Source organism: Bradyrhizobium oropedii (assembly GCF_020889685.1).
Lineage (GTDB): Bacteria > Pseudomonadota > Alphaproteobacteria > Rhizobiales > Xanthobacteraceae > Bradyrhizobium > Bradyrhizobium oropedii.
On record NZ_JACMYO010000028.1, the window covers coordinates 1 to 23,444 of the forward strand.

Sequence of the window (23,444 nt, forward strand, 5' to 3'; positions counted from 1 at the left end):
GCGACCGCCGCCGCCACCGCCGCCTCCGCCGCCACCACCACCTCCGCCTGCGTTCAGCAGGCCTTGATTGTAGCGCGGATCGGACTGTTTCATGTAGGCCGGCGAGATGTCGCGGTTGCGCGCACGGTCCGGATCGGCCTGCGGGGCGGGCTGCCCGCACCCTTCCGTGTACAGGAAGAAGCTGCAGGGCGGAACGATACGCGGCTGAAATGCATGGGCCGCGGTGGTCGTCAGCGCCGTCGTGGCGACGGTCGTGGCCAGCACCGCGGTTGCCGCGAGCGTGGTGGTGCTCGCGACGGTGAATAATGTTGCTGACGAAAATCTCGATCGCATCGACATTGGAAATTCCATCCTTCGGTTCGGCGAAACCGGAATGGCCCGCTCGCGAATTGGACGGGGCCTGATGGAAGTGGGTTCGAGAAGGAAACCGCGATTTGGCGATCCGTACACGACAACGTGAAGGCGCGACGGCTCGCGCCTCATGCCGCACCAGGCCGCCTTAGGCCGTGTCGGCCGCGCCGCCCACGGCCTGCGAATTCACACCTTGCGCTTCAGCGCCATGCCCATGCTGATCCAGCTCACCCCGGCGCAGATCAGGTCGACGCTGAGGAAGATGCCGAGCACGTAAAGGCTGGATACCGGCCAGTGCGACAGGATCATGGCGCCGAGCACGAGCGTGATCAGGCCTGATATCGCGACCATGCCCCACGGCGCTTCCGAGGTCATGCCGAAGGCGAGGAAGATGCGGACGATGCCGGAGACCACGAGGGCGATGCCGAGGAACAGTGTCAGCGTCGCCGCTGCGAGCAGGGGATTCTCGAAGGTGATGAAGCCCGCGACGACGTAGAGGGCGCCGAGCAGCAGCCAGAACAGGAACTTGCCCCACGTCTTGAACTGGAAGGCGTTCACGATCTCGGCGGCGCCCGCGACGATCATCATGGCGCCGACGAACAGCACGCTGACGACGGTGGCGAACAGCACGCTGCCGAAGGCGAGCACGCCGGCGATCAGATAGATCACGCCCAGGGCGACGATCCAGCCCCACTTCGAGCGAAGGCTGGCAAGCCCGGATCCGAGGCTGTGAGGCGGTGTGGCGGGTGAGCTGGACGTTGTTGACATCGTATCGCTCCCGAATACTGGACCAAACCATGCTACCATAGGTCAAGGCGCGGACAAGGCGGCTTCTTGGTTGGCATCAAATGCATGGTGGCACCCAAGCCGCCGCAACACGTTGATTCAAATCAATCGGTGTGTTGCCGCGCAGCATTCGTTCGACGACAGCCGGTTTGCATCAGACGAAGACTGTCCGGATTGACCCGCAAATTGTCCGGATCGCGCATCCACAGAGGAGGTCGACATGCCTGCCACCCACGACAAGGATCACGTCTACAAGATCCTCGAACTGGTCGGATCATCGGACAAGAGCATCGAGGCGGCGATCGAGAACGCGGTCAGCCGCGCGTCGAAGACGATCCGGGAAATGAAATGGTTCGAGGTGGTGCAGACCCGTGGCCATATCGACGGCGGCAAGGTCGCGCATTACCAGGTGACGCTGCGGGTCGGCTTCACGCTGGAGTAGGCGCGCGCGGTCGCGAGAATGCGGATGTGTGACCCCGGGACCGTGCAACACATTCGATGTCGTCCCTGCGAAAGCAGGGACCCATAACCACGAATGATCATCGTTGAGCGAAGCCGACCGACGAGTCCCATTCGCCACATCCGCCGCGGCGTATGGGTCCCTGCTTTCGCAGGGACGACAGCGGTGATTGAGGAGCCGTGTTTGTGTCACGCCCGAACAGCGCGACTACAACGTCCCCCCCGTCACCGCCGCGACAGCGGCGCGGGCGGGGGCGGGGTGGTGGCGCCGGCGGCGAGCGAGCGCTGTACCATCACGGTATCGGACCAGTGGCCGTAGCGGTAGGCGACACCCGGCAAATGGCCGACGCGGGCGAAGCCGAAGCGCTCGTGCAGCGCAAGCGATGCGGAATTATCGCTGTCGATATAGCCGATCATCTGGCGGAAGCCGGTTGCCGCGCACGTGTCGACCAGCTCCTGCAGCAGCCGGCCGCCGACGCCCTTGCCGGTGAAGCGGTGGTGAATATAGATCGAATGCTTCACCGTGTAGCGATAGGCCGGGCGCTTGCGGAACTGGACGACATAGGCGTAGCCCACCACCTCGCCGTCGCACACCGCGACCAGATGGGGCAGGCGGGTGCTGCGCAGGTTCTTGCGGCGGTCGCGCAGATCATCGGGCTCAGGCGTGCCGCTGTCGTCGACGCTCTCCTCGATGCCGTGGCGGATGTGGTGGCGGTAGATCGACAGCATCGCGTCGACGTCGCTGTCGCGCGAAGGACGGACGGTGATCTTGTGATCATTCTCCATTGTGTTGCGTCCGTTCGCCTATTCGGACACGACGTAGGTGTAGAAGCGGACGCGGCCGGCCTCGTCGATCTCCTTGTAGATGCCCTGGACCTCGACCTCGAAGCCGGGGAAGGCGTTGAAGCTCGCCTCGAACATCTTGAGATAATCGATCATCGGCTTGCTGCGTTCCGACAGCCGTTCGCCGGGCACGATGGTGGCGATGCCGGGCGGATAGACCACGAACGGCGTCGCGGCGATGCGACCGAAAATCTGGTCGATCGGCAGATAGTCGACGTCGTTGCGGATCAGATATTGCGCCGCCTGCCGCGGTGACATCGCGATCTCGGGGAGATGCTCGGGCAGGAATTGCTTGGCCTGCAGCGTGCTGACGCCGCCGTCGCGGAAGAAGCGGTGCATGTCCCCGCAGAGGTCGCGCAGCCGCACCCCGGTGTAGCGTTGCGGGCGGCGGCGGAAGAATTCGGGGATGACGTCCTCGACCAGCGCGTTGTCGTCGTGCAGCTTCTTGAAGGCGACGAGCCCGGACACCAGCGTGCCGGCCTTGCTGGCCTCGACGCCTGGTGTCAGCAGGAAGAGCAGGGAGTTGAGGTCGTTCTTCTCGGCGACGATCTGGTTCTCGCGCAGATATTGGGCCACCACGGGCGCGGGGATGCCGTGATCGGCATAGGCGCCGGTGGCGTGATCGAAGCCCGGCGTCAGCAGAGTGAGCTTGTTCGGGTCGGTCATGGCGAAGCCTTCCGTCAGCTCGGGGAAGCCATGCCAGGTCTGGCCCGGACTGAGCTGCCAGTAGGACGGATTGGTCGCGAGCTGATCGGTCGAGATCGTCTCCCAGGCGACGTTGTGCACGCCGCCTTCGCGGGCGACGTCCGGAATCATCACGCGGTCCGGCACGAACGGCTCGAAAAACCAGCGCCGCTCCGCGCGCGTCTCCTTCTCCTCGAACTCGCGTTTGACGGCGCGGATCTTCTTGCGCAACTCGATGCCGAGCCGGATCGTGTCGTCCCACAAGACTTCGCCGGAGCGGCCCTTCATCATCTGCGCACCGACGTCGAGCGAGGCGAAGATCGGATAGAACGGCGAGGTCGAGGCGTGCTGCATGAAGCTTTCGTTGAAGCGGCGGTGCTCGACCCGGCGCTTCTGGCCCTTGATGTGGCGGTCGCGGACGTGGATCTGCGAGGCCTGCGAGAAGCTCGCGAGTTGCTTGTGGGTCGATTGCGTCGCGATGATGCCGGGCGCCTCGGGGCCGAGATTGGCGAGCCCCATCGCGAACCGGCCGGCATAGATCGGGTGGAACTTCATGAAGCCGGCCCAGGCCTCGTCGAACAGGATGTAGTCGCAGAGATGGCCGATCCGCTTCAGGATCATTTCGGCGGAGTGGATGGTGCCGTCATAGGTGCACTGCTCGACCACGGCGACGCGGAACGGGCGCTCCTTCTTCCAGGCATTCTCGTCCTTGACCAGCGGGTGCTTGCGGATGTGGTCGCGCAGCGTGCCCTCATCGAGCAGGTCCCAGCGCATCGGGCCGATCAGGCCCCAGGCGTTGCGCACGGTCGGTACATAGACCGGGATGCCGCCGCCGATCAGCAGCGCGCCGTGATGGGCTGCCTTGTGGTTGTTGCGGTCGAACAGCACGAGGTCGCCGTCGGTGACCAGCGAGCCGAGCGCGACCTTGTTGGAGGTCGAGGTGCCGTTGAGCACGAAATAGGTCTTCTCGGCGCCGAAAATCTTTGCCGCTTCCTTCTGCGCCCGCAGCGCCGGCCCCTCATGGGTGAGGAGGTCGCCGAGGTCGAGCACCGAATTGTCGAGGTCGTCGCGGAACACGGCCTCGCCGAGATGCTCGACGAACACCCGGCCGATCGGGCTGCGGCTGTAGAACACGCCGCCATTGTGGCCCGGGCAGGTCCAGAGCTGGTTGCCTTCCTCGGCATAGTCGACCAGCGCGCCGAAGAACGGCGTCTTCAGGTTCTCGGCATATTGCTTCAGCCTGGAGATCAGGTTCTTGGCGATGAAGGACGGGGTTTCCTCGGACAGGAACACATAGCCGTCGATGAAATCGAGCACCTCGACCGGCAGGTCCTCGAACCGCTTGCGCCGGATCAGCAGGAGGATCGGGAAGTCCAGCCCCCGCCGGCGCATCAGGTTGATCAGCGCCGCGGTCTTGCCCTCAAGACCCTTCTTGCCCCAGTCGACCACCATGCAGCCGATCGCGGCATCCGTCTGCACCGCGATCTCGGCATCTTCCAGCTTGCGGGCGCGGACCACCTCGAAGCCGGAACGCTCGATTTCGGCGATGATCTGGTTGAACCGGATGCCTTCGAGGTCGTCGGCCTCGAAAACCGGCGCGGCGAACAGGAAGTTGAAGCGTTTGAAATAGTCCATGCGTGTCCCCGAACTGTACCGGCGCTGACGTGTCGGCACAATTCATGACAAACAGATGACAATGGGGAGCGCAACGCATCGAATTGGCTTTTGGAGCCTCGGCCCTCACGGCGCGGCCTCTGCGAACATCCAGATCGAACCGGGCGCGGGCGACAAGCGCGGCCCAAAGGCGTAGCCCGGACGAGCGACAACGACATCCGGGCCCGGCTTTCCCCCGCATATCGCTTGCGCGCACGCGGGCCGCAAGCTCGCTCAGTAGACGAGGCTCGTCCCTGGCGGTTTATCGAGGGCGGCCGCCAGCGAGCGATACTCCTCGCAGTCGGTCCCGCAGATCGCGGCGATCCGGCTCAGGTGATACTGCGCGGCATCGCGGTTGCCCTGTTCGATCTGCCACAGGCCGTAGTAGTTCCAGGTCAGGACATGGTTCGGATCAGCCTTCAGCGCGCGCTCGTACCAGACCTGTGACTGCTTGTAGTCGCCGAGCTTGCGGTAGGAGTAGCCGATCAGATTGGCGACGTTCGGATGATCGTCGTTGCCGAGCGCATGCAGCTGCTCGATCGCGGCGGCGTAGTCGTTTTGCTCGTAGATTGTCGAATAGGCCGCGCGATAGCCGTCGCGGAACGCGGGATCCTCGAAGCTGGACTGCTTGACCGGCTTCCTGGACTTCTGCGTGGTCCTCTTGCCCTTGTCCTGGGGATAGGACGGCGCGGGAGTGCTGTAGCTCGACCCGTAGGGGTCTCCACCACCTCCGCCGCCCCCGCCACCTCCAGCCGCGACCGCGTTCTGCGGCGGGAACAGGATGAACGGCGCTGCGAGAGCTGTCACGAGTGCTGCGAGCTTCGTCGGTGACCTGATCATGCAAACCTCCTGATTCGAACAAGCCAGTCGCTGGCCTGAAGGATTAACTCCCGGTTGCAGGAGACATTCCCGTCGAACTGAAAATTTGTTGGTGGCAACCGATGCGGTCGTCGCACTGTCTCTTCGAGGCGGTTCGTTTGCACCTGCGTGCTGGTCGCGCGTCTTGTCCGCACGATCGAACGGCGGAGCCGAAACTAACATCGGTGTCAGAATCGTGCGGTGCCTGATCTCGTTCGCGCGAGATCAACGCGCAGAGCAGATTGATGTGAGCGCGTGTAGGCCGGATGATCGCAGCGATATGCTCTGCTCCCGCATATCGCTGCGTGCGTGCGGGCTACAATCGTCTCTACTTCTGCTCCAGGTGCCAGGCGCCGTCCCAATCCGCCGCCGGCGGATGCTGCCTGAAGCTCGCGACGCGCGCTTTCATGGCGATCGACGGGCCGTCGCCCGGCGCCGCAGCCAGCGCCGCGGTGAAGGCTTGCTCGGCGTCGTCCCAGCGCTGCGCACGATAGGCGGCGAGACCGTCCGCATAATGCTGCCGCAACTCGGCCTGCGCCGGCGTCAGCTCGTCCTTCTTGCCGATGATCTCGAACACGGCGACCGGCTGGGTCTGGCCGACCACGACGAGGCGGTCGATCTCGCGCAGTTCGATGGACGCGGCGCAGGCGCTCGCGGTGGCCTCCGAGATCAGGCTGCGGCTGCCGTAGAACTTGTTGGCGCCTTCAAGCCGCGAGGCGAGGTTCACGGTATCGCCGAGCACGGTGTAGCTCATCATGAATTCGGAGCCGATGCTGCCGACCAGCGCCTCGCCGGTGGCGATCCCGATCCTGATGTCGCAGTCGGCCGGGATCGCGCGCACGCCGAGCAGCTCGGGCAGATCCTTGCGCAGCTGGTTGACCTGGCCCATCATGTCGATGGCGGCCAGCGCGGCCAGATGGGTCTGCTCGGCCTCCTCGACGAAGGGGGCCCCCAATAGGCCATGATGGCGTCGCCGATGTATTTGTCGATGATGCCGCGATGCGCATGGACCGGCGCGGACATGGTCGACAGATAGAGGTTCATGATCTTGACGAGGCCGCGCGGCGTCACGCCTTCGCTCAGGCTGGTGAAGCCCTTCATGTCGCAGAACATCACCGTCATGATCCGGCGCTGTCCTTCGGTGGCGGCGACCGCCGGCTGTTCGAGCAGGCCCTCCGCGATCCGCGGATTGATATAGCGGCCGAACGTCTCGCGGATGCGCTGGTTGTGGCGCAGCGTCTCGATCATGCGGTTGAAGGCGGCGGAGAGCTGGCCGATTTCGTCCTGGGTCGTGATGGCGATGGCGCCGTCGAGGCGGCCCGCCTCGACCTCGCGGGTGCTCTCCAGCAGCCGCATCACCGGGCGCGTGATGCCGCTGCCGACCAGCATCGCGAACACGAAGCCGAGGATCGCGGCAATCGCGGTCACGACGCCGGAGATGATGATCGCCCGCTGCTGGGCACCCATCACCTTCGCCGCGGCAGAGGCGACCTGCGCCAGCATGTCGGCGCGGATGCCTTCGATCCGGTTGCTGAAATCGTCGCGCAGGGCGTCGGCGCGGAGCGTGGTCGCTTTCGCGGCCGCGAACTCCTGGGCATCGAGCTGCTCGAGCAGCGTCTTGTTCTCTGCGTTCAGGCGCATCAGGAGATCGTTGACGGCATTGTCGATGCGGTCATCGAGGCGCCCGAGCGCGGCGTTGTCGGAGGGGGTCGAGGGATCGGCGATGATCGCATCGATCAGCGCGCGCGCGGCGTCGGCCTCGCGCTTGAGCGTCGGCTCGATCTCGTCGAAGGTCTTGCGCGCCGCCGCGTAGCCGCTGTCTCCGCCCGGCGCCTGCATCTTCGCCATCATCATCCGGCGCATCGCCAACGACCGCTCCAGCGAACGGATGTTGACGCGGGCGAGGTGGCCGTAGGCGGGGATGTAGCGGTTGGTGAGCTCGTCGAGGAGATGGCCGACCTGTCCCGCCATCACCATGGACAGCAGCGAGGTGATCACCGCGAGGACGATCAGTCCCGCGGCGATGCCGACGATCTTCTGCCTGATCGAATTTCGAAACATGCCGAGCCCCGCCGCAGCTGCAATGCGCGGGTTGTCCCCGCTGTGGCGGCACAACAGCTAATAGAGTTCCACAGCTCGCGGCGCAAGCGACCGGCTCCGGCCATCCCGTGGCACGACGGGCGGGGGCGGCTAGCGGATGCCTTCGTAGACCATCAGGCCGCGCGCGATCGCGAGCTTGCGCAGGGTCCGCGGCACAAACCGCTCCTGGGGATGCAGGTAGCGCCACGAGGTCAGCACCAGGTCGTGTAGCCTCATGACGTCGTCCTCGAACGGGGCGAGCAGGCCGGTGAGGCTCGCCGGCACATGGACGCGGGCCGTAAACGGCAGCAGCAGTAGCTCGAGATGCGCCTTGGAGCCGGTTTCGGTCGTCGCGGTGATGCCGGCGATGGCCGGCAGGGTCTCTTCGACGACGCAGGTGATGATGTCTTCGATCTCGCCGCGGCTTTCGCCGGTGAAGAGGGCCGAGAAGCTGCGGTTCTTGAGGTCGCAGCCGAGCAGGGCGGAGGTCCGGGTGCCGGCGACGCGGAAGGGAAAGCGGGTCTCGCCGTCATAGGACAGCACGAAGATGTCGGACAGCAACTCGCGCACCGCGGACGGCTCGAACTCACTCCGGTCAGGTGCACGTGCGGTGCCGCGCTTCGCATTCCAATAGGCGAAGAACTCGCGGCTGGAGCTGTGTTTCATCTAAAGAACCTTGCCCGGCTCCTGTCTCGGCGGGACACATCTGTCCCGGTTTTGCTCAGGCGCCTTCCCTTCTCTGTTGTGCAGGGAAGGCTGTGCAGCGTCCATGCCGTGGCCGCGGTTTGGGCGGCTTATCGGCAGCTTTGTGTTGTTAACGTAAATTTAACTATGTCCTTGGCGTGGGCGGAACCTGTGCGTAGGGTTCGCGCGTTCCCGTTCGCGCCGGCTGCCCCAAGCGCCGGCGCGGTTGGTACACAGGCAGCGTCAAACAGTTTGGTCATCGTGCGGGGAGGGGTGGGGATGTTCTCCCGGTCCTCCTGGGGCACGACAAGACCAGCCGATCAGGGAGGGTGTTCTCAGCGCCCTCCCTTTTCTTTCTCTCGATTCCGGCGCCGCGCGCCGCCGGCTGTCCGATTTCGGGATTGTGCACTTGCACAGCGGTGCGAAAGCCGCCTATCTCTGATTCACAGCCGCATTCGAGGTCGCTGACCCCTTGGACTCCCATCCCGAATCCCCGCTCGCGCCGCCGCCGGAGGCGCCGCGCGAGCCAATCCTGACCTTGCCACCGGCGCTCACCGCCTACGTCGTGCTGATCGCGGTGATCCATCTGCGGGTGCTGCTGCCACCGGAGATGGAGAACTGGACCATCGACGTTTTCGGCTTCATCCCGAAGCGCTACGATTCGACGCTGCTCGACATCACCTTTCCGGGCGGGGACGGTGCCAAGGTCTGGACCTTCGTCACCTATTCGCTGCTGCACGCCAATCTCACCCATATCGGCTTCAACGTGCTGTGGCTGTTGCCGTTCGGCAGCGCGCTGGCACGCCGCTTCGGCGCGGTTCGCTTCTTTGTCTTCATGGCGGTGACGGCGGCCGCCGGCGCGCTCGCACATCTGTTGACCCATGAGCACGCGATCGCGCCAATGATCGGCGCGTCGGCTTCGGTGTCGGGGACGATGGCGGCGGCGATCCGCTTCGCCTTCGTCAAGGGCAGCTTCCTGTCGTTCAACCGGGGCGACGCCGAGGCGGCCGCCAAGGTGCCCGCGCTGTCGCTGTGGCGGGCGCTGCGCAATGGACGGGTGCTCGGTTTCCTGGCGATCTGGTTCGGCGTCAATATCCTGTTCGGCGCCACGTCGCTGTCGCTCGGCGGTGAGGACACGATCGTCGCCTGGCAGGCTCATATCGGCGGCTTCCTCGCCGGGTTGTTGCTGTTCTCGCTGTTCGATCCGATTCCGCGTGCGCGAGATGATGCTGCGGATGCGTCGTCGCTGGACCAGTCCGGCCGCGTCTGATCGCCGCTTGCGGCTCGGTTCGAATTCCTCCATCATCTTTGCGACACAGAACAAAGCGGGCCGACACATCGAGCCCAGCTACCGACCGCGCCCCGAAACCGAAATCTGCGCGGAACTGTTGATTGAAGACTCTGGCGAACAGGCTCGACCCCGCTGATGCGGGGAGCGAACGGATTCAGGGAGACGACAATGACGGTACGTTCCATTCTCGATGCAAAGGGCCATCAGGTCATGAGCGTCGCGCCCGGCGCGAAGCTTTCGGCCGCGGTCAAACTGCTCGGCGAGCGCAAGATCGGCGCCGTGCTGGTGATGGAGCAGGGCCGGATGGAAGGCATCCTGTCGGAGCGCGACATCGTGCGCGTGCTCTCAGAGCGCGGCGCGGGCGTGCTGGAGGAACCGGTGAGCGCGGTGATGACCAAGAAGGTCGTGAGTTGCCGCGAGTCCGATACCGTCAGCGGCCTGATGGAGATGATGACCACCGGCAAGTTCCGCCATCTCCCGGTCGTCGAGGACGGCAAGGTGGTCGGGCTGATCTCGATCGGCGACGTCGTCAAGCGCCGCGTGCAGGAATATGAGCACGAGCAGGAAGCGCTGCGCGACTACATCAAGACCGCCTGAGCGCTACTTCCCGGTGGTGCCCGCGCCGTTGGACGGCGGCACCAGGATATCGATGGCTTCCTCGATCGCGCCGATGGCGCGTTCGGCCGCGCGGATGCCGTGCGCGATCAGGTCGTCGGCGCGGTGGAAGTCGAACCAGCCGATCTGACCGACGCGCGGCGAGATCAGCATATCAGGCGGATCGCCGGCGAGGCGCGCGCGGGTGATGCGGTCCTGCATGATGTTGAAGGCGTCGACCATGACGCTGGAGATTCCGGGCCGGCTGGCGCTGCCGAAAAACTCCCGCTTCACGGTGCGTTCGGCGGAGAAGAAACGGCCGAACCGGCGCTTCGGCGGTTCTGGCTCGATCTCGGCCTCGGCAGTCACCGCGACCGTCACCTCGGGCGCGGCGGACGGTCCGTGATTGTAGATCGTGGTCGAGTGCGCGAACACGTCGCTGGAGAGGTTCGCCGCAATGACGATCTCGGCGCCGAGCGCGCGCGCGGCCGAAACCGGCACCGGGTTGACCAGCGCGCCGTCGACCAGCCAGCGGTCGCCGATCAGCACCGGCGCGAAGATGCCGGGCAGGGCGTAGGAGGCGCGCATGGCGTCGACCACGCGACCCTGGGTCAGCCAGATCTCGTGCCCGGTGCGGACTTCGGTTGCGACGCTGGCGAACTTGACCGTGAGGTCCTCGATCATGACCTGGCCCAGCGCCGCCTCGATCTCGGCGGCGAGCTTGGCGCCGCCGATCAGGCCGGAGCCGTTGAGGCGGATGTCGAGGTAGCCGAGCACGCTGCGCGGCTGCAGGCTGCGGGCCCACTGTTCCAGCTTGTCGATATGGCCGGCCGCATAGGCGCCGCCGACCACGGACCCGATCGAGGTGCCGACGACGACATTGGGGACGATGCCATGGGCGAGCAGGGTCTTGATGATGCCGATATGGGCAAAGCCGCGCGCCGCGCCGCCGCCGAGCGCAAGCCCGATCACCGGCCGGCGAACCGGTCCAAGTCCTACCTTGTCGGGGCCGTCGGAGCTCTTGTGGCCTCGGCCCATCCAGCTATCCAACACGACAAATCTCCTGCCAGCGCGAGACTAGGCCGCGCGGCATGGCGGCGCCAGCGTCGTCCGTCTTCATGGTTATTCCGAGCAGGCATGATTCATGCCCGGCTGAACCGCGGTAGGCAGGGAATGTGACTGGACCGCGACGATATGGCTAACATCGGCTTGATCGACCGGTTCCAAAGAGGGGGACGGCGCCGTCCGGACTGCGACAAAGCCTTGGACGCCCCCTGCACGAAGGCTTGAATTTGCCGCGTTTTCGTTGAAAAGCATGGGGATGACTTCGAGGGGCAACGGCATCGGCGGATGCGGGCGGGGCATGCGGCTCCTTCCGCTAGTGGCGCTTGCCGCATTTTTGCTCGCCCTGGTCCCCACCTCCGTGTCGGCCCAGTTTTTCAGCGACCGGCCGCCGCCGATCCCGCCTGCTTCGGTGCCAGATGTACCGTCCGGCCCGGCCCTCAATCTGGCCCCACCGTCCGGGGCCGGTTCCGGGCCCGTTCTGCCCGGTCCACTGACCCAACCGACCATCGTCCAGCCATCGATCGCGACCGTGCCTCCGGTGACGCCGCCGGCCGGCTCCCCGACCGCCGGGCAGGCTGTGCTGTCGCTGACGGCGCGCTACGGCAAGGACCTGCCGGTCATCAATGCCGGGCTGGTGTGGCGGGTGTTCGCCGACAAGCCGGACGACAACGGCACGTACAAGCTGGTCCGCGAGGAACGCGGGGCGACGCCGAACGTCGTGCTGCCGCCCGGCAATTACGTCGTCCATGTCGCGCTCGGCCTCGTCAGCGCGGTGCGTGCCGTCAGCCTGAAGTCGGAGACCGACCGCGAGTCGTTCGTGCTGCCGGCCGGCGGCCTGCGGATCGAAGGCCGGGTCGGCTCCAGCAAGATCCCGGCCAACCAGATCTCGTTCGCGATCTACAAGGGCAGCCAGTTCGACGGCTCGGACCGCGGCCCGCTGGTGCCCAACGTCTCCGCCGGCGATGTCGCGCTGCTGCCCGAGGGCACCTACTACATCGTCTCCAACTATGGTGACGCCAACTCGGTGGTGCGCTCCGACATTCGCGTCGCGGCGGGCAAGCTGACCGACGTCACCGTCACGCATCGCGCGGCCGTCATCACGCTGAAGCTGGTCAGCGAGAAGGGCGGCGAGGCGCTCGCCAACACCGCATGGTCGGTGATTACGCCGGGCGGCGACGTGATTAAGGAATCGATCGGCGCGTTCCCGCGCGTCGTGCTCTCGGAAGGCGAGTATCGTGCAATCGCCAAGAACGAGGGCAAGGTGTTCGAGCGTCCCTTCAACGTCGTCAACGGCGTCGATGGCGAAGTCGAGGTCGTGGCGCGCTGACGCCTGACCGCGCTGCATTTCATGCAACTGTCATAGTTTCTAACGCGAACTAACCATCGCGCGAATTTGAGCTGTCATAATCGCTGGCGGCGACGCGCAGCATCGCTATTTTTACATGGCGTTAAGCCGCGGCATGACTTGGATGCCACGGGGACCACGGCGCGATGGGTTCACGTTGAGGCGTCATCGCGCTTTGGCTTTTTTTGAGCATGATCCTTTCGGAAAACCGCTTCGCACATTTTCCGGATCATGCTCTGGCGTTTGCGTGAACGGGGCGTGCCATGGTCATGGCCAACAAGAATTCAGCTAAGACATCGGTCAAGTTCAATTCCGAGATGTTCGCCGACGTTCCGGTTCTGCAACGCAAGTGGCAGGCCGCGGTTCGCCCCGGCGAAAAGCTGCCGCACTATGAAGACGTGATGCTCGGCAGTCTCGGTCGGCTCGCCGATCATATCGTGCTGCTGCGGAACGTCGACGGCGTGCTCAGCGTCTCGCACACCGGCCGCTATGTCCAGACCTGGCTGAACGACGAGCGCTGGGACATTCCGCTCAGCGCGTTGCCGCCGGACTGCGCCACCGCGTTGACCGAAGCCGCCGCAAACGCGCGCGAGAACTGCCGGCCCTATCTCGCATCGGCGCATTGCGTGCGCGACGGCCTGGTGCGGACCTTCGACGTGCTGGCGCTGCCGACGCGGTCGCGCTGGGGCGGCATCCTGGTCGGCGTCTATGTCAACGAGCGCAATGCGCAGTACAATCTGCTCGATACGATTTTCTCGGCCACCGACGAGGGGGTGCTGTCGCTCGCCGCGATCCGCGATGCGCGGGGCGAGCCGGCCGATTTCCAGGTCGTGCATCTCAACCAGGGTGCTGCAAAGCTGCTGATGCGGCCGGCAACCGAATTGCTGTGGCGCCGGCTCAGCGCCGGCGGCAATCCGCTGGCGGCGCCGGCGGTGATGGACCGCCTGCGCGGATTCGTCGGCAGCGGATTCGTCGGCAACGGTCCTGGCGGCCAGTTCGAGATCGACAGCGGCGATCGCTGCCTGCGCCTCGGTGTCACGGCGTTCGGCGACATGCTGTCGCTGACCGTCTCCGACGTCACCGCGCTGAAGCAGCGCGAGCAGTCGTTCCGCCTGCTGTTCGAGAACAACCCGATGCCGATGTGGGTATTCGACGCCGGCACGATGGAGTTCCTCAGTGTCAACGACGCTGCCGTTCAGCACTATGGGTACAGCCGGGAGCGATTTCTCGGCATGACGCTGCGCCAGATCTGGCCGGAGGATGAGTGGGCCATGCACAGCGCCGCCTTGCGCGAGGTCGGCGACGTCTATCAATCGAGCCGCGACTGGCGGCACATCAAGGCTGATGGCACCGAGATCCATGTGCTGACCTTCGGACGCAGGGTGGCGTTCGAAGGCCGCGACGGCTATCTGGTCGCGGTGGTCGACATCACCGAACGCCGTGCCGCCGAAGCGCGGATCGCGCACATGGCGCACCATGACGGTCTGACCAACTTGCCGAACCGCGACTTCTACCAGGAGCGCCTGCGCGAGGCGCTGGAGCGCAGCCGGTCCGGCAATCGGCGCGTCGCAGTGATGTGCATCGATCTCGATCTGTTCAAGAACGTCAACGATTCCTTCGGGCATCCGATGGGCGACCGGCTGCTCAAGCTGGTGGCGGAGCGGCTGCGCGAGGTGGTCCGCGACGACAATGTCGCGGCCCGTCTCGGTGGCGACGAGTTCGCGATCGCGCTTGCCGCGGATGTCTCGCCGAACGAAGCTAGCGCTTTCGCCGAGCGGCTGATCGATGCCCTGAGCGCGCCCTACAAGATCGACGGGCTCGAGGTCGTGGTCGGCGCCAGCGTCGGGATCGCGCTGTCGCCGGGCGACGGCACGACGTCGGAGGACCTGATGCGCAATGCCGACATGGCGTTGTATCGCGCCAAGTCCGAGGGCGGCGGCGTGCATCATTTCTTCGAGCCGGAGATGGATCAGCAGGCGCAGAAGCGCCGCGACATGGAGCGCGATCTGCGCGCGGCCTTCAGCAACGGCGAATTCGAGCTGCACTACCAGCCGCTGGTCGACATCGCCGCCGACCGCATCTCAGGCTTCGAGTCGCTGCTGCGCTGGCGGCATCCGCAGAAGGGCATGGTGTCGCCCGCGGAGTTCATCCCGGTTGCCGAAGACATCGGCCTGATCGTGGCCCTAGGCGAATGGGTGCTGCGCGAGGCCTGCGCCGAGGCTATGAAGTGGCCTGCCGACGTGAAGGTCGCGGTCAATCTGTCGCCGGTGCAGTTCCGCAGCCGTAATCTGGTCCAGGCCGTGATCTCGGCGCTGGCGCATTCCGGCCTGTCGGCGCGCCGGCTCGAGCTCGAGATCACCGAGTCGGTGTTTTTGGCGGAGACGGAGGCCAATCTCGCGATCCTGCATCAGCTGCGCGAGCTCGGCGTCAGCATCTCGATGGACGATTTCGGCACCGGCTATTCCAGCCTGAGCTATCTGCGCAGCTTCCCGTTCGACAAGATCAAGATCGACCGCTCCTTTGTGAAGGATCTGGCGCGGCGCTCCGACTGCGTCGCGATCGTGCGTGCGATCTCCGGCCTCGGCCGCAGCCTCAAGATCACCACGACCGCGGAAGGCGTCGAGACGACGGATCAGCTCGACTGGCTGCGAGCCGAAGGCTGCAACGAGGTGCAGGGATTCCTGTTCAGCGCCGCGAGGCCGGGGCACGAGATCGCAGCCTTGCTGAGCGGCTTCGCGGAGCGCGCGTCGAAGGCGGCTTAGTCGCGTTCGAGGCGTCAAGCCGGTTACGGCTACGGCTTTCGTGGCCCGGGTGAGCAACGCGACACCCGGGACGAGGGACCCGCATATCGCTGCGCTCATGCGGGCCACAAGGCTGCCGGGTCAAGCCCGGCCATGACAGATCTACGGTTTCAGAACCGCGTCACGATATCCGACAGCGCCGGGCGCGGGCGGTCCTCGCTCGGCTTGGTCGGCGTGCCGATGTGGATCAGGCCGGCGAGTTTCTCGTCCGGCTTCAGGCCGAGACCGTCGAGCACGTCGCGGTCGAACGCGAACCAGCCGGTCAGCCAGCAGGCGCCGTAGCCGAGCGCGGTCGCCGCGGTCACGATGTTCATCGCGCTCGCGCCCGCCGACAATTCCTGCTCCCACGGCGGCACCTTCGGGTGCGGCTTGGTGAAGGAGACCACGCCGATCACCAGCGGCGCATCGGTCAGGCGTTTCTTCTCGACCTCGATATCGGTGGCCGGCGCGCCCGGATTCTTGCGGGCGAAGACCTTTGCGATCACGTCACCGGCGCGCGCGCGGGCATCGCCCTCGAACACGATGAAGCGCCAGGGCGCCAGCTTGCCGTGGTCGGGCACGCGCGTACCGATCGTCAAAATGGTCTCGAGCTCGCCGCGGACGGGCCGGGGCCGGTCATCTCGCGCGGTTTCATCGAGCGGCGTGTCTTCAGGAGTTCAATGGCATCGGGCACGGAAATGTCCTTCAAGGGGAGTCGTGCTCCCAAGATGGGGGCACGACGGAGCCGGCGAAAGCCAGTTTAGACCGATTGTGAAGATCAGGCGGCGGATCGCGCCCGCTTCACGTCCGGCGGCGTTGCTTCATCGACCAGCGCGGCAATCGCCTCATCGGTCGGCATCACGACCTGGCGCTCGCTGCCGAGGCGGCGGACCGAGACCGAATGCGTCTCGGCTTCCTTCTTGCCGACGACGAGCAGGGCCGGGATCTTGGCCAGCGAGTGCTCGCGGACCTTGTAGTTGATCTTCTCGTTGCGCAGGTCGATCTCGACCCGCAGCCCGGCGCGGCGCGCCGCTGCCGCCACCACCTTGGCGTACTCGTCGCCTTCGGAGGTGATGGTCGTGACCACGAGCTGCGTCGGCGCCAGCCAGAGCGGGAAGTTGCCGGCATAATGCTCGATCAGGATGCCGATGAAGCGTTCCATCGAGCCGCAGATCGCGCGGTGCACCATGACCGGTGCCTTCTTCGAGCCGTCGTGATCGATGTAGAACGCGCCGAACCGCTCCGGCAGGTTGAAGTCGACCTGGGTCGTGCCGCACTGCCAGTCGCGGCCGATGGCGTCGCGCAGCACATATTCGAACTTCGGCCCGTAGAACGCGCCTTCGCCCGGATTAATCTCGGTGCGGATCCGATTGCTGCCCTTGGCCTTGATCTCCGACAGCACGGTCGCCATCACGCGCTCGGCGTGATCCCACATCTCGTCGGTGCCGACCCGCTTCTCGGGCCGCGTCGAGAGCTTGACCGTGAGCTCGCCGTCAAAGCCGAAATCGGCGTAGGTCGACAGGATCAGGTCGTTGATCTTGAGGCATTCCTCGGCGAGCTGCTGTTCGGTGCAGAACACATGGGCGTCGTCCTGGGTGAAGCCGCGCACCCGCATCAGGCCGTGCATCGCGCCCGACGGCTCGTAGCGATGCACGACGCCGAACTCGGCGAGCCGCAGCGGCAGGTCGCGGTAGCTCTTCAGCCCGTGCTTGAAGATCTGCACATGGCCCGGGCAGTTCATCGGCTTCAGCGCAAACCAGCGCTTGTCCTCGGCCTCGTCGCCGGCGGATTGCGCCGCGAACATGTTCTCGCGGTACCAGTCCCAGTGGCCCGAGGTCTCCCACAGCACCTTGTCGAGGATCTGCGGGGCATTGACCTCGTTGTAGTCGCCGAGCAGTCGGCGCCGCATATAGGCGATCAGCTGCTGGAAGATGGTCCAGCCCTTCGGGTGCCAGAACACCACGCCGGGGCCTTCCTCCTGGAAGTGGAACAGGTCGAGCTCGCGGCCGAGCTTGCGGTGGTCGCGCTTCTCGGCCTCCTCGATCTGCTTGAGGTACGCGTCGAGGTCTTCCTGCTTCGCGAATGCCGTGCCGTAGATGCGGGTCAACATCGGATTGTTGGAATCGCCGCGCCAATAGGCGCCGGCAACCTTCATCAGCTTGAAGGCGTTGCCGATCTTCCCGGTCGAGGTCATGTGCGGGCCGCGGCAGAGATCGAACCAGTCGCCCTGGAAATAGATCTTGATCGGCTCGTTGCCGGGAATGGCGTCGACCAGCTCGACCTTGAAGGCCTCGCCCTTGTCGCGGAACACCTGCTTGGTCTTCTCGCGATCCCAGACCTCCTTGGTGAACGGCTTGTCGCGCGCGACGATCTCGCGCATCCGCTTCTCGATCGCGGCAAAATCTTCCGGGGTGAACGGCTCGTTGCGGAAGAAGTCGTAGTAGAAGCCGTTCTCGATCACCGGGCCGATCGTGACCTGGGTGCCCGGCCACAACGACTGCACGGCTTCGGCGAGCACATGCGCGGCATCGTGCCGGATCAGTTCCAGCGCGCGCGGGTCGTCGCGGCCGACCAGCTCGATCCTGGCGTCGGCTTCAATGGGATCGTTGAGGTCGGCAAGCGTGCCGTCGAGCGCCATCGCGACAGTGCGCTTGGCGAGTGAGGGCGAAATGCCTTTGGCGATGTCGAGACCGGTGGTCCCTCTCGGGAATTCGCGCCTCGCTCCATCAGGGAAGGTGAGGGCGATCTTGTCCACGGGTTCTGCGGGTTTGAGGTTGGAGAGGCTGTACTGGAATCCGGATTCGGATTTGGGTGGCGTGTCTGCCATGATGTCTCCTGTAGCTCACTCCTGCGAACGAGCGCAGGTAAGCGGAAAGCAGCGGTATAGCAGGGGATTTGACGCCTGCAATCCGGCAATATCAAGAAAATGGGGCTCCAGCGGCAGGGAATTGAGGCAAGCTCGCCGCACCTGACGGCACCGAGCGTTGCGACGCTGCCGATCATCGTCTAACGTCGAACGTCCACCTTCCCGACATCGTGCGATCCGCCAAATTCATGCTTTCCCGTGTCCTGTTTTTCGTGGCGCTGCTTCTGGTCCCCGGCGTCTTGCGGGCGGAAGAAACACCGGTCGAGAAGGTCGGATTTGCGAAACGGCTGACGATCTACCTCGCCAAGGGACCGGCGAACGCCTGCGGCGCCGGTTGCGATCGCTGGATTGCGATCGAAGGCGAGATCGATCGGGATGCGGCGGCGCGCATTCGCAGCTTCCTGCTTGCCACGAAGGACACGCAGCTTCCGATCTACCTTCACTCGCCCGGCGGAAACGTCGAGCAGTCCTATGCGATTGCGCGGTTTCTGCGCGCGCGCAAGGCGGTTGCCCGTGTCGGCCGCACCAACGTGCCGGCCTGTTCCACCGGCACGCAGGTCGACGCCGCCTGCCTCAAGATCAAGGCTGCGAAGGGGGAGGTCGAGGCCGAACTCACCACCCGAAATGCGATGTGCGTTTCGGCCTGCGCCTATCTGTTCCTGGGCGCGACCACCCGCGAAGTGGCACCCGATTCGGTGCTCGGGGTGCACAATTCCAAGCTGATGTTCGTGGTCCATGGGCATCCTCCGCCCCAGGCTGTCGCGGACTTCAGGCGGCGCGAGATGGTGAGCGCCGATCGCGACCGCAACCTGTTCCTGGCGGCGATGGGGATCAGCCATGAGCTCAGCGAACTGATCCGGACTGTGAAGTTCGAGAGCCTGCACGTGCTGACGCGGCCGGAACTCTATCGCTTCGGAATCGATACGCGGCCGTTGCCGGAAACCCTGTGGGCGGTGGAGAAGGAAACGCGGCCCTATGTGCGCAAGATCGCGCAGGAGAAAAAGGGCGACGGCAGTTCGTTCCGCATGATGGAGTGGCGCCTGTTCTGCGAGAACAGGGATCGCGGGCGGCTGATGTTCGTGCGCGAGTTCGATGAAGGCGTCGCCGGCAAAAGCACGGTGGTGATGATGGCCGGCGCCACCAAGACCATCGCGTTCGGCAGATCGCCGGCGCGGTTCGGAAAATACGAGGTCTGGAGCGACCCGGTGAGCTCGGACAGCGTGCAGGCGATGCTGGCGGTCCCCCATCTTCAGGTCGGCGAGAGCACGCCGTCGTCCGATGCCAGATCCGACGTCAGGTCCGATGCAAAGTCCGACCTGAAGCCCGGCTATGCGACATTCGACATCGACACGACCGGGCTGGATCAGGGATGGACGCAGCTTCTGGCATCGTGTCCGGCGGCGACGGCAGGTCCGAAGCCCGCGGCTCCGATTCCCCTTGTCGTTTCGCCGAGCGTCAACGCGGCGCCGACGGCATCGCCGGCGCCGTGAGCGCAAGAGGCGCCAAGCGATCAAGTGCCATGCATTTAGATGCAGTTGCATTGATCTCGGAGTCTGCTAACACCGCGGCGTGAAACGCTTCGCTCCTACCGCACTGATGCTCGGCAACATCGTCACCGGCTGCTCGGTACTGGCGCCGGCCGGCATGCTGGCCGAATTGTCTGATGGCCTCGGCGTCACGATCCACACCGCGGGTCTCCTGATCACATTCGGCGCGATCGTGCTGTGCGTGGGCTCGCCGGTGACGGCGTGGCTGACCAGCCGGTTCGAACGGCGCGCCTTGCTGACGGCGACGCTGCTGGTGCTGACGCTGACCAACGCGGCATCGGCTTTCGCACCGGACTACGACAGTCTGCTGGTCATCCGCCTCGTGATGCTTGCGGTCGGCGTGCTCTACACACCGCAGGCGGCCGGCACCGCGGCGCTGATCGTGCCGGTGGAGAAGCGCGGCAGCACGATCGCCTATATCTTCCTCGGCTGGTCGCTCGCCGCCGCGATCGGGCTGCCGTTGATCACCTTCATCGCAAGCCGTTACGGTTTTCGCGTGACCTATGGCGCGATCGCGCTGACCGGGCTCGTGAGCTCGCTGCTGCTGTGGTGGCGGCTGCCCGGCGGATTGCATGGCGTGCCGGTCGATTTGAGGACGTGGGCCGATCTCGGCCGTAATCCGACCGTCATCCTGCTGCTGTCGATCACGACGTTGCAGATGTCGGGTCAGTTCGTGGTGTTCACCTTCATGGGGCCGCTGCTCGCCAAGCTGACCGGCGCCAATGCCGACGCCGTCGGGATCGTGTTTGCGCTCTACGGCATCTTCGGCTTCGTCGGCATCGCGATCGCAACCCGCATCGTGGATTCCTGGGGCGCCTGGAAGACGTCGGTCCTGTTCACCGTGCTGCTGCTCGCCGGCGTGGCCGGCTGGGCGTTGAGCGCGGGCGCCTATGCATTGATGGCCGCCTCCGTTGCGGTGTGGGGCCTGGGCTTTGCCTCGACCAATTCGATGCAGCAGGTGCGTCTGGTCGGCGCGGCGCCGGCGCTCGCGTCGGCGTCGGTCTCGCTCAACACCTCGGTGCTGTATATCGGCCAGGCCATCGGCTCGGCGATCGGCGGATTGCTGTTCGCGCGAGAATGGCTGCATAGCGCGGGCTACGTGGCGACGGCCTTCGTCGCGGCGGCCCTGGTGGTCGTGGTCATCACGCGGCCGCGCCCGGTGCGCACTGCTCCAGCCGAGTAGGTATGTGCCTCACCACTTGACGCTCTGGCTCGGCACGATGAACGCCGTCGTGCTCGGCCTGTTGGAATTGTGGGTGAAGTAGCCCTTGGCGGCAATGATCACGACCAGCAGGGCAAGCACGGCCAACAAATCGATCTGCCGGGGATCGTGACCGTTGTGGCTGATTTTCCAGCGCATTGTTGTTTCCTCCCCGAGGGGATCCCAGGCGGGCAACGAAACAATGCAGAAACTATCGCCACAGTTCCGCCGAACCAGCAATGCGCGCTGCGCTTGGAAGCGCCGCAGCAATTGATCAGGTGTCGTTGACGCCGCGCCAGCGGCCGTAGCGCCATGGCAAGTACCACTGCGCGCCCGGCGGCTTGACCGCCGGCACGTTGTCGATCCCCGACGTGCCCCAGGGCTGGCAGCGCAGCAGCCGCGCCAGCGTCATCCACCCGCCGGCCCAAAGCCCGAAGCGCTCGATCGCCTCGTCGCCATAGACCGAGCAGGTCGGCAGGTGCCGGCAGTTGTAGCCCACCAGCGGTGACAGCGTGTGCCGGTAGATCCAGATCAGGGCGCGGCCGAAGTTGCGCGGCAATCGACGCGCAGTGGTGGCACAGTCCATGCATCGCGGATGGTGTGATGTTGAATGATCTGTCGACGGCATACGCAAGTATGTACGTAGTCTTGCGGGGGTTCCAAGCCAAGGAACTGTTCAATTGCAGATATTTACGCCACAGTTCGCAACTATTGCACAGCGCAAATGGCGCTGCAGCAAGGGTCCTATGGACGGTCCAGGTCAGCAAGGCTACCGTTCCCATAACGCGCCGATGACAGAATCGTGGCGCGTTGCCATGGGGCCATTGCCACCGCTCGCATCACCAAGGGCTTGGGGGAAGGAACCAAATTGAGGCTCGTCAAGTCGCTCTCGTTGCGCAGTTGGGTGCTCACCGGCGCCGTTGCCCTTTGCTTCGCAGTTTCCGGCACGGTCACGACGGCGGGCAGTTCCGCACGGGCGAGCTCGACCCTCGAAGAGCGCAAGCTGCCGATGAAGTTCAGCTGGATCGCTTGCCAGCCGAATTGCCGGGGCTGGGTGTCGGCGGTCGGCATCATCACGGCTGACAGCCCCAAGGAATTCGACGAGTTCGCGCGCAGCCGCCCGCTCAACGGCGCCACCATCGTGCTCGACTCCAGCGGCGGCTCGGTCAACGACGCGATCGCGCTCGGCCGCCGATTCCGCGGCCTCGGCGCGCTGACCACGGTTGGCATCAGCGTCGCCAATCAGGCCGCGACCGGTGACCGCGCCAGCGTACTGCCGGATGCCTATTGCGAGTCGATGTGCGTATTCCTGCTGCTGTCGGGCAAGACGCGCTACGTGCCGCCGGCCGCCCACGTCCGCGTGCATCAGATCTGGATGGGCGACCGCGCCGACGACGCCAAGGCCGCGAGCTACACCGCGCAGGACCTGATGATCGTCGAGCGCGATATCGGCCGTCTCGCCAAGTACACCTTCGACATGGGCGGGGGAGGTGAGCTGCTGTCGCTCGCACTCAGCGTGCCGCCGTGGGAAGACCTGCACGAATTGTCGGCGGCCGAATTGCGGCTGACCAATCTCGTCACCACGGATGCGGTCGCCGATGTGCTGCCGCGGCTGGACAATGCAATTCCCGTTGCCGAAGCGAAGCCGAAGAACACCGATCGCTTCGTGAGCAGCGCGATGGAGGGTGAGGCGCCACCGCAGGCCGCGAAGGCGACCAAGACCGCCGAGGCCGTGGTGCCGACCGGCGGCACCGCAGCGCCGGCGCCGGTCCAGCCGTCCCAGTAGGTCTTCGCTGGAAGCAGGGCCTACGCCGGCTGTTTGGCCTTGGCCTCGATCTGGCCGATCGCATCGACCACGGCATCGAAGGTCAGGAGCGTCGAGGCATGGCGGGCCTTGTAGTCGCGCACCGGCTCGAGCAGCGCGATGTCGGCCCATTTGCCGCCCTGCGGGGGCAGGCCGTTTTCCTTCAGCATCTTGCGGACGGTCTCGCGCAAGTCGCGCAGCTCGTCCGCAGTCGAACCCACCACATGGCTCGCCATGATCGAGGAGGAGGCCTGGCCGAGCGCGCAGGCCTTCACGTCATGGGCGAAGTCGGTCACCACCGGGCCGTCCATCTTGAGGTCGACCTTGACGGTCGAACCGCACAATTTGGAGTGGGCGGTGGCGCTGGCGTCCGGCTCGGCCAGCCGTCCGAGGCGCGGAATATTGCCGGCCAACTCGATGATCCGCTTGTTGTAAATGTCGTTCAGCATGGGGACAGATGCCTGGTTCCGGCGACGCCGGGCGCTCTTGGCGGCTGGGTTTCACCGTCCTATATATGAGCGGCAGCGCCGGAAACATAGCCCGGCCATGCGGCC

The 23,444-nt window shown here is 65.3% G+C and carries 20 protein-coding genes and 2 pseudogenes; 9 read left to right on the plus strand and 13 right to left on the minus strand.

Going from position 1 to position 23,444, the window contains the following annotated elements; all coding sequences use genetic code 11:
- On the minus strand, positions 1-264 hold a 264-nt coding region (locus H8A95_RS10560; protein WP_338027821.1), incomplete at its 3' end, for a hypothetical protein.
- Between H8A95_RS10560 and H8A95_RS10565 the strand changes: the two genes are divergently transcribed.
- Positions 254-460: a hypothetical protein gene (locus H8A95_RS10565; protein WP_229183168.1), complete on the plus strand. Its 207-nt coding sequence runs from the start codon at positions 254-256 to the stop codon at positions 458-460. The genes H8A95_RS10560 and H8A95_RS10565 overlap by 11 nt on opposite strands.
- Before the next feature lie 77 nt (positions 461-537).
- On the opposite strand, the gene H8A95_RS10570 is transcribed toward H8A95_RS10565, so the two are convergent.
- Positions 538-1,119, minus strand: coding sequence for an HdeD family acid-resistance protein (locus H8A95_RS10570; protein ID WP_229183117.1), 582 nt, complete (start codon positions 1,117-1,119; stop codon positions 538-540).
- Positions 1,120-1,357: 238 nt separating this feature from the next.
- On the opposite strand from H8A95_RS10570, the gene H8A95_RS10575 reads away from it, so the two are divergent.
- Positions 1,358-1,579, plus strand: coding sequence for a dodecin (locus H8A95_RS10575; RefSeq protein WP_163156030.1), 222 nt, complete (start codon positions 1,358-1,360; stop codon positions 1,577-1,579).
- Between the two features lie 242 nt (positions 1,580-1,821).
- Here the strand turns inward: H8A95_RS10575 and H8A95_RS10580 are convergent, their stop codons facing one another.
- From H8A95_RS10580 to H8A95_RS10600, 5 genes and pseudogenes are all read right to left on the minus strand, one after another.
- Complete coding sequence (locus H8A95_RS10580) at positions 1,822-2,382, minus strand: GNAT family N-acetyltransferase (protein WP_229183118.1); 561 nt, start codon at positions 2,380-2,382, stop codon at positions 1,822-1,824.
- 18 nt (positions 2,383-2,400) lie between these two features.
- Entirely contained in the window at positions 2,401-4,758 is a 2,358-nt protein-coding gene (locus H8A95_RS10585; protein WP_229183119.1) for an Orn/Lys/Arg family decarboxylase, read from the minus strand.
- A gap of 252 nt (positions 4,759-5,010) precedes the next feature.
- The gene (locus tag H8A95_RS10590) at positions 5,011-5,616 is read right to left on the minus strand and encodes a tetratricopeptide repeat protein (RefSeq protein ID WP_229183120.1); all 606 of its coding nucleotides are present in this window, start codon (positions 5,614-5,616) and stop codon (positions 5,011-5,013) included.
- 346 nt (positions 5,617-5,962) lie between these two features.
- A pseudogene (locus H8A95_RS10595) lies at positions 5,963-7,695 on the minus strand (adenylate/guanylate cyclase domain-containing protein).
- 129 nt (positions 7,696-7,824) lie between these two features.
- On the minus strand, positions 7,825-8,379 hold the full coding sequence (locus H8A95_RS10600) for a PAS domain-containing protein (protein ID WP_229183121.1): 555 nt from the start codon (positions 8,377-8,379) through the stop codon (positions 7,825-7,827).
- A gap of 490 nt (positions 8,380-8,869) precedes the next feature.
- Between H8A95_RS10600 and H8A95_RS10605 the strand changes: the two genes are divergently transcribed.
- Both H8A95_RS10605 and H8A95_RS10610 read left to right on the plus strand, forming a co-directional pair.
- A complete protein-coding gene (locus H8A95_RS10605; protein WP_229183122.1) occupies positions 8,870-9,667 on the plus strand; it encodes a rhomboid family intramembrane serine protease in 798 nt (265 codons plus the stop codon).
- Positions 9,668-9,856: 189 nt separating this feature from the next.
- The gene (locus H8A95_RS10610) at positions 9,857-10,285 is read left to right on the plus strand and encodes a CBS domain-containing protein (protein ID WP_092115142.1); all 429 of its coding nucleotides are present in this window, start codon (positions 9,857-9,859) and stop codon (positions 10,283-10,285) included.
- A gap of 3 nt (positions 10,286-10,288) precedes the next feature.
- On the opposite strand, the gene H8A95_RS10615 is transcribed toward H8A95_RS10610, so the two are convergent.
- Positions 10,289-11,335 carry a patatin-like phospholipase family protein gene (locus H8A95_RS10615; RefSeq protein ID WP_229183123.1) on the minus strand — a complete coding sequence of 349 codons (1,047 nt, stop codon included), beginning with the start codon at positions 11,333-11,335 and terminating at the stop codon, positions 10,289-10,291.
- Positions 11,336-11,603: 268 nt separating this feature from the next.
- Between H8A95_RS10615 and H8A95_RS10620 the strand changes: the two genes are divergently transcribed.
- Both H8A95_RS10620 and H8A95_RS10625 read left to right on the plus strand, forming a co-directional pair.
- Complete coding sequence (locus tag H8A95_RS10620; protein ID WP_229183124.1) at positions 11,604-12,674, plus strand: hypothetical protein; 1,071 nt, start codon at positions 11,604-11,606, stop codon at positions 12,672-12,674.
- A 281-nt stretch (positions 12,675-12,955) separates the two neighbouring features.
- Positions 12,956-15,454, plus strand: a complete 2,499-nt coding sequence (locus H8A95_RS10625; protein ID WP_229183125.1) for a putative bifunctional diguanylate cyclase/phosphodiesterase — start codon at positions 12,956-12,958, stop codon at positions 15,452-15,454.
- Between the two features lie 149 nt (positions 15,455-15,603).
- On the opposite strand, the pseudogene H8A95_RS10630 reads toward H8A95_RS10625, so the two are convergent.
- Positions 15,604-16,166 (minus strand): annotated as a pseudogene (locus H8A95_RS10630) (nitroreductase family protein).
- Between the two features lie 84 nt (positions 16,167-16,250).
- A complete protein-coding gene (thrS, locus tag H8A95_RS10635; protein ID WP_229183126.1) occupies positions 16,251-18,299 on the minus strand; it encodes a threonine--tRNA ligase in 2,049 nt (682 codons plus the stop codon).
- A gap of 227 nt (positions 18,300-18,526) precedes the next feature.
- Here thrS and H8A95_RS10640 point away from each other — a divergent pair, with 227 nt between their 5' ends.
- Entirely contained in the window at positions 18,527-19,828 is a 1,302-nt protein-coding gene (locus H8A95_RS10640) for a COG3904 family protein (RefSeq protein ID WP_229183127.1), read from the plus strand.
- Between the two features lie 106 nt (positions 19,829-19,934).
- Complete coding sequence (locus H8A95_RS10645) at positions 19,935-21,068, plus strand: MFS transporter (RefSeq protein WP_229183166.1); 1,134 nt, start codon at positions 19,935-19,937, stop codon at positions 21,066-21,068.
- A 9-nt stretch (positions 21,069-21,077) separates the two neighbouring features.
- Here H8A95_RS10645 and H8A95_RS10650 read toward each other — a convergent pair whose 3' ends face one another.
- Together H8A95_RS10650 and yidD are read right to left on the minus strand one after the other, a co-directional pair.
- Positions 21,078-21,245 carry a hypothetical protein gene (locus tag H8A95_RS10650; protein WP_229183128.1) on the minus strand — a complete coding sequence of 56 codons (168 nt, stop codon included), beginning with the start codon at positions 21,243-21,245 and terminating at the stop codon, positions 21,078-21,080.
- Between the two features lie 115 nt (positions 21,246-21,360).
- Positions 21,361-21,672, minus strand: coding sequence for a membrane protein insertion efficiency factor YidD (gene yidD / locus H8A95_RS10655; protein ID WP_163156002.1), 312 nt, complete (start codon positions 21,670-21,672; stop codon positions 21,361-21,363).
- A 282-nt stretch (positions 21,673-21,954) separates the two neighbouring features.
- Between yidD and H8A95_RS10660 the strand changes: the two genes are divergently transcribed.
- Entirely contained in the window at positions 21,955-22,872 is a 918-nt protein-coding gene (locus H8A95_RS10660) for a COG3904 family protein (RefSeq protein ID WP_229183129.1), read from the plus strand.
- Positions 22,873-22,892: 20 nt separating this feature from the next.
- Here H8A95_RS10660 and H8A95_RS10665 read toward each other — a convergent pair whose 3' ends face one another.
- A complete protein-coding gene (locus tag H8A95_RS10665; RefSeq protein ID WP_163155998.1) occupies positions 22,893-23,339 on the minus strand; it encodes an iron-sulfur cluster assembly scaffold protein in 447 nt (148 codons plus the stop codon).
- Between the last annotated feature and the right edge of the window lie 105 nt (positions 23,340-23,444).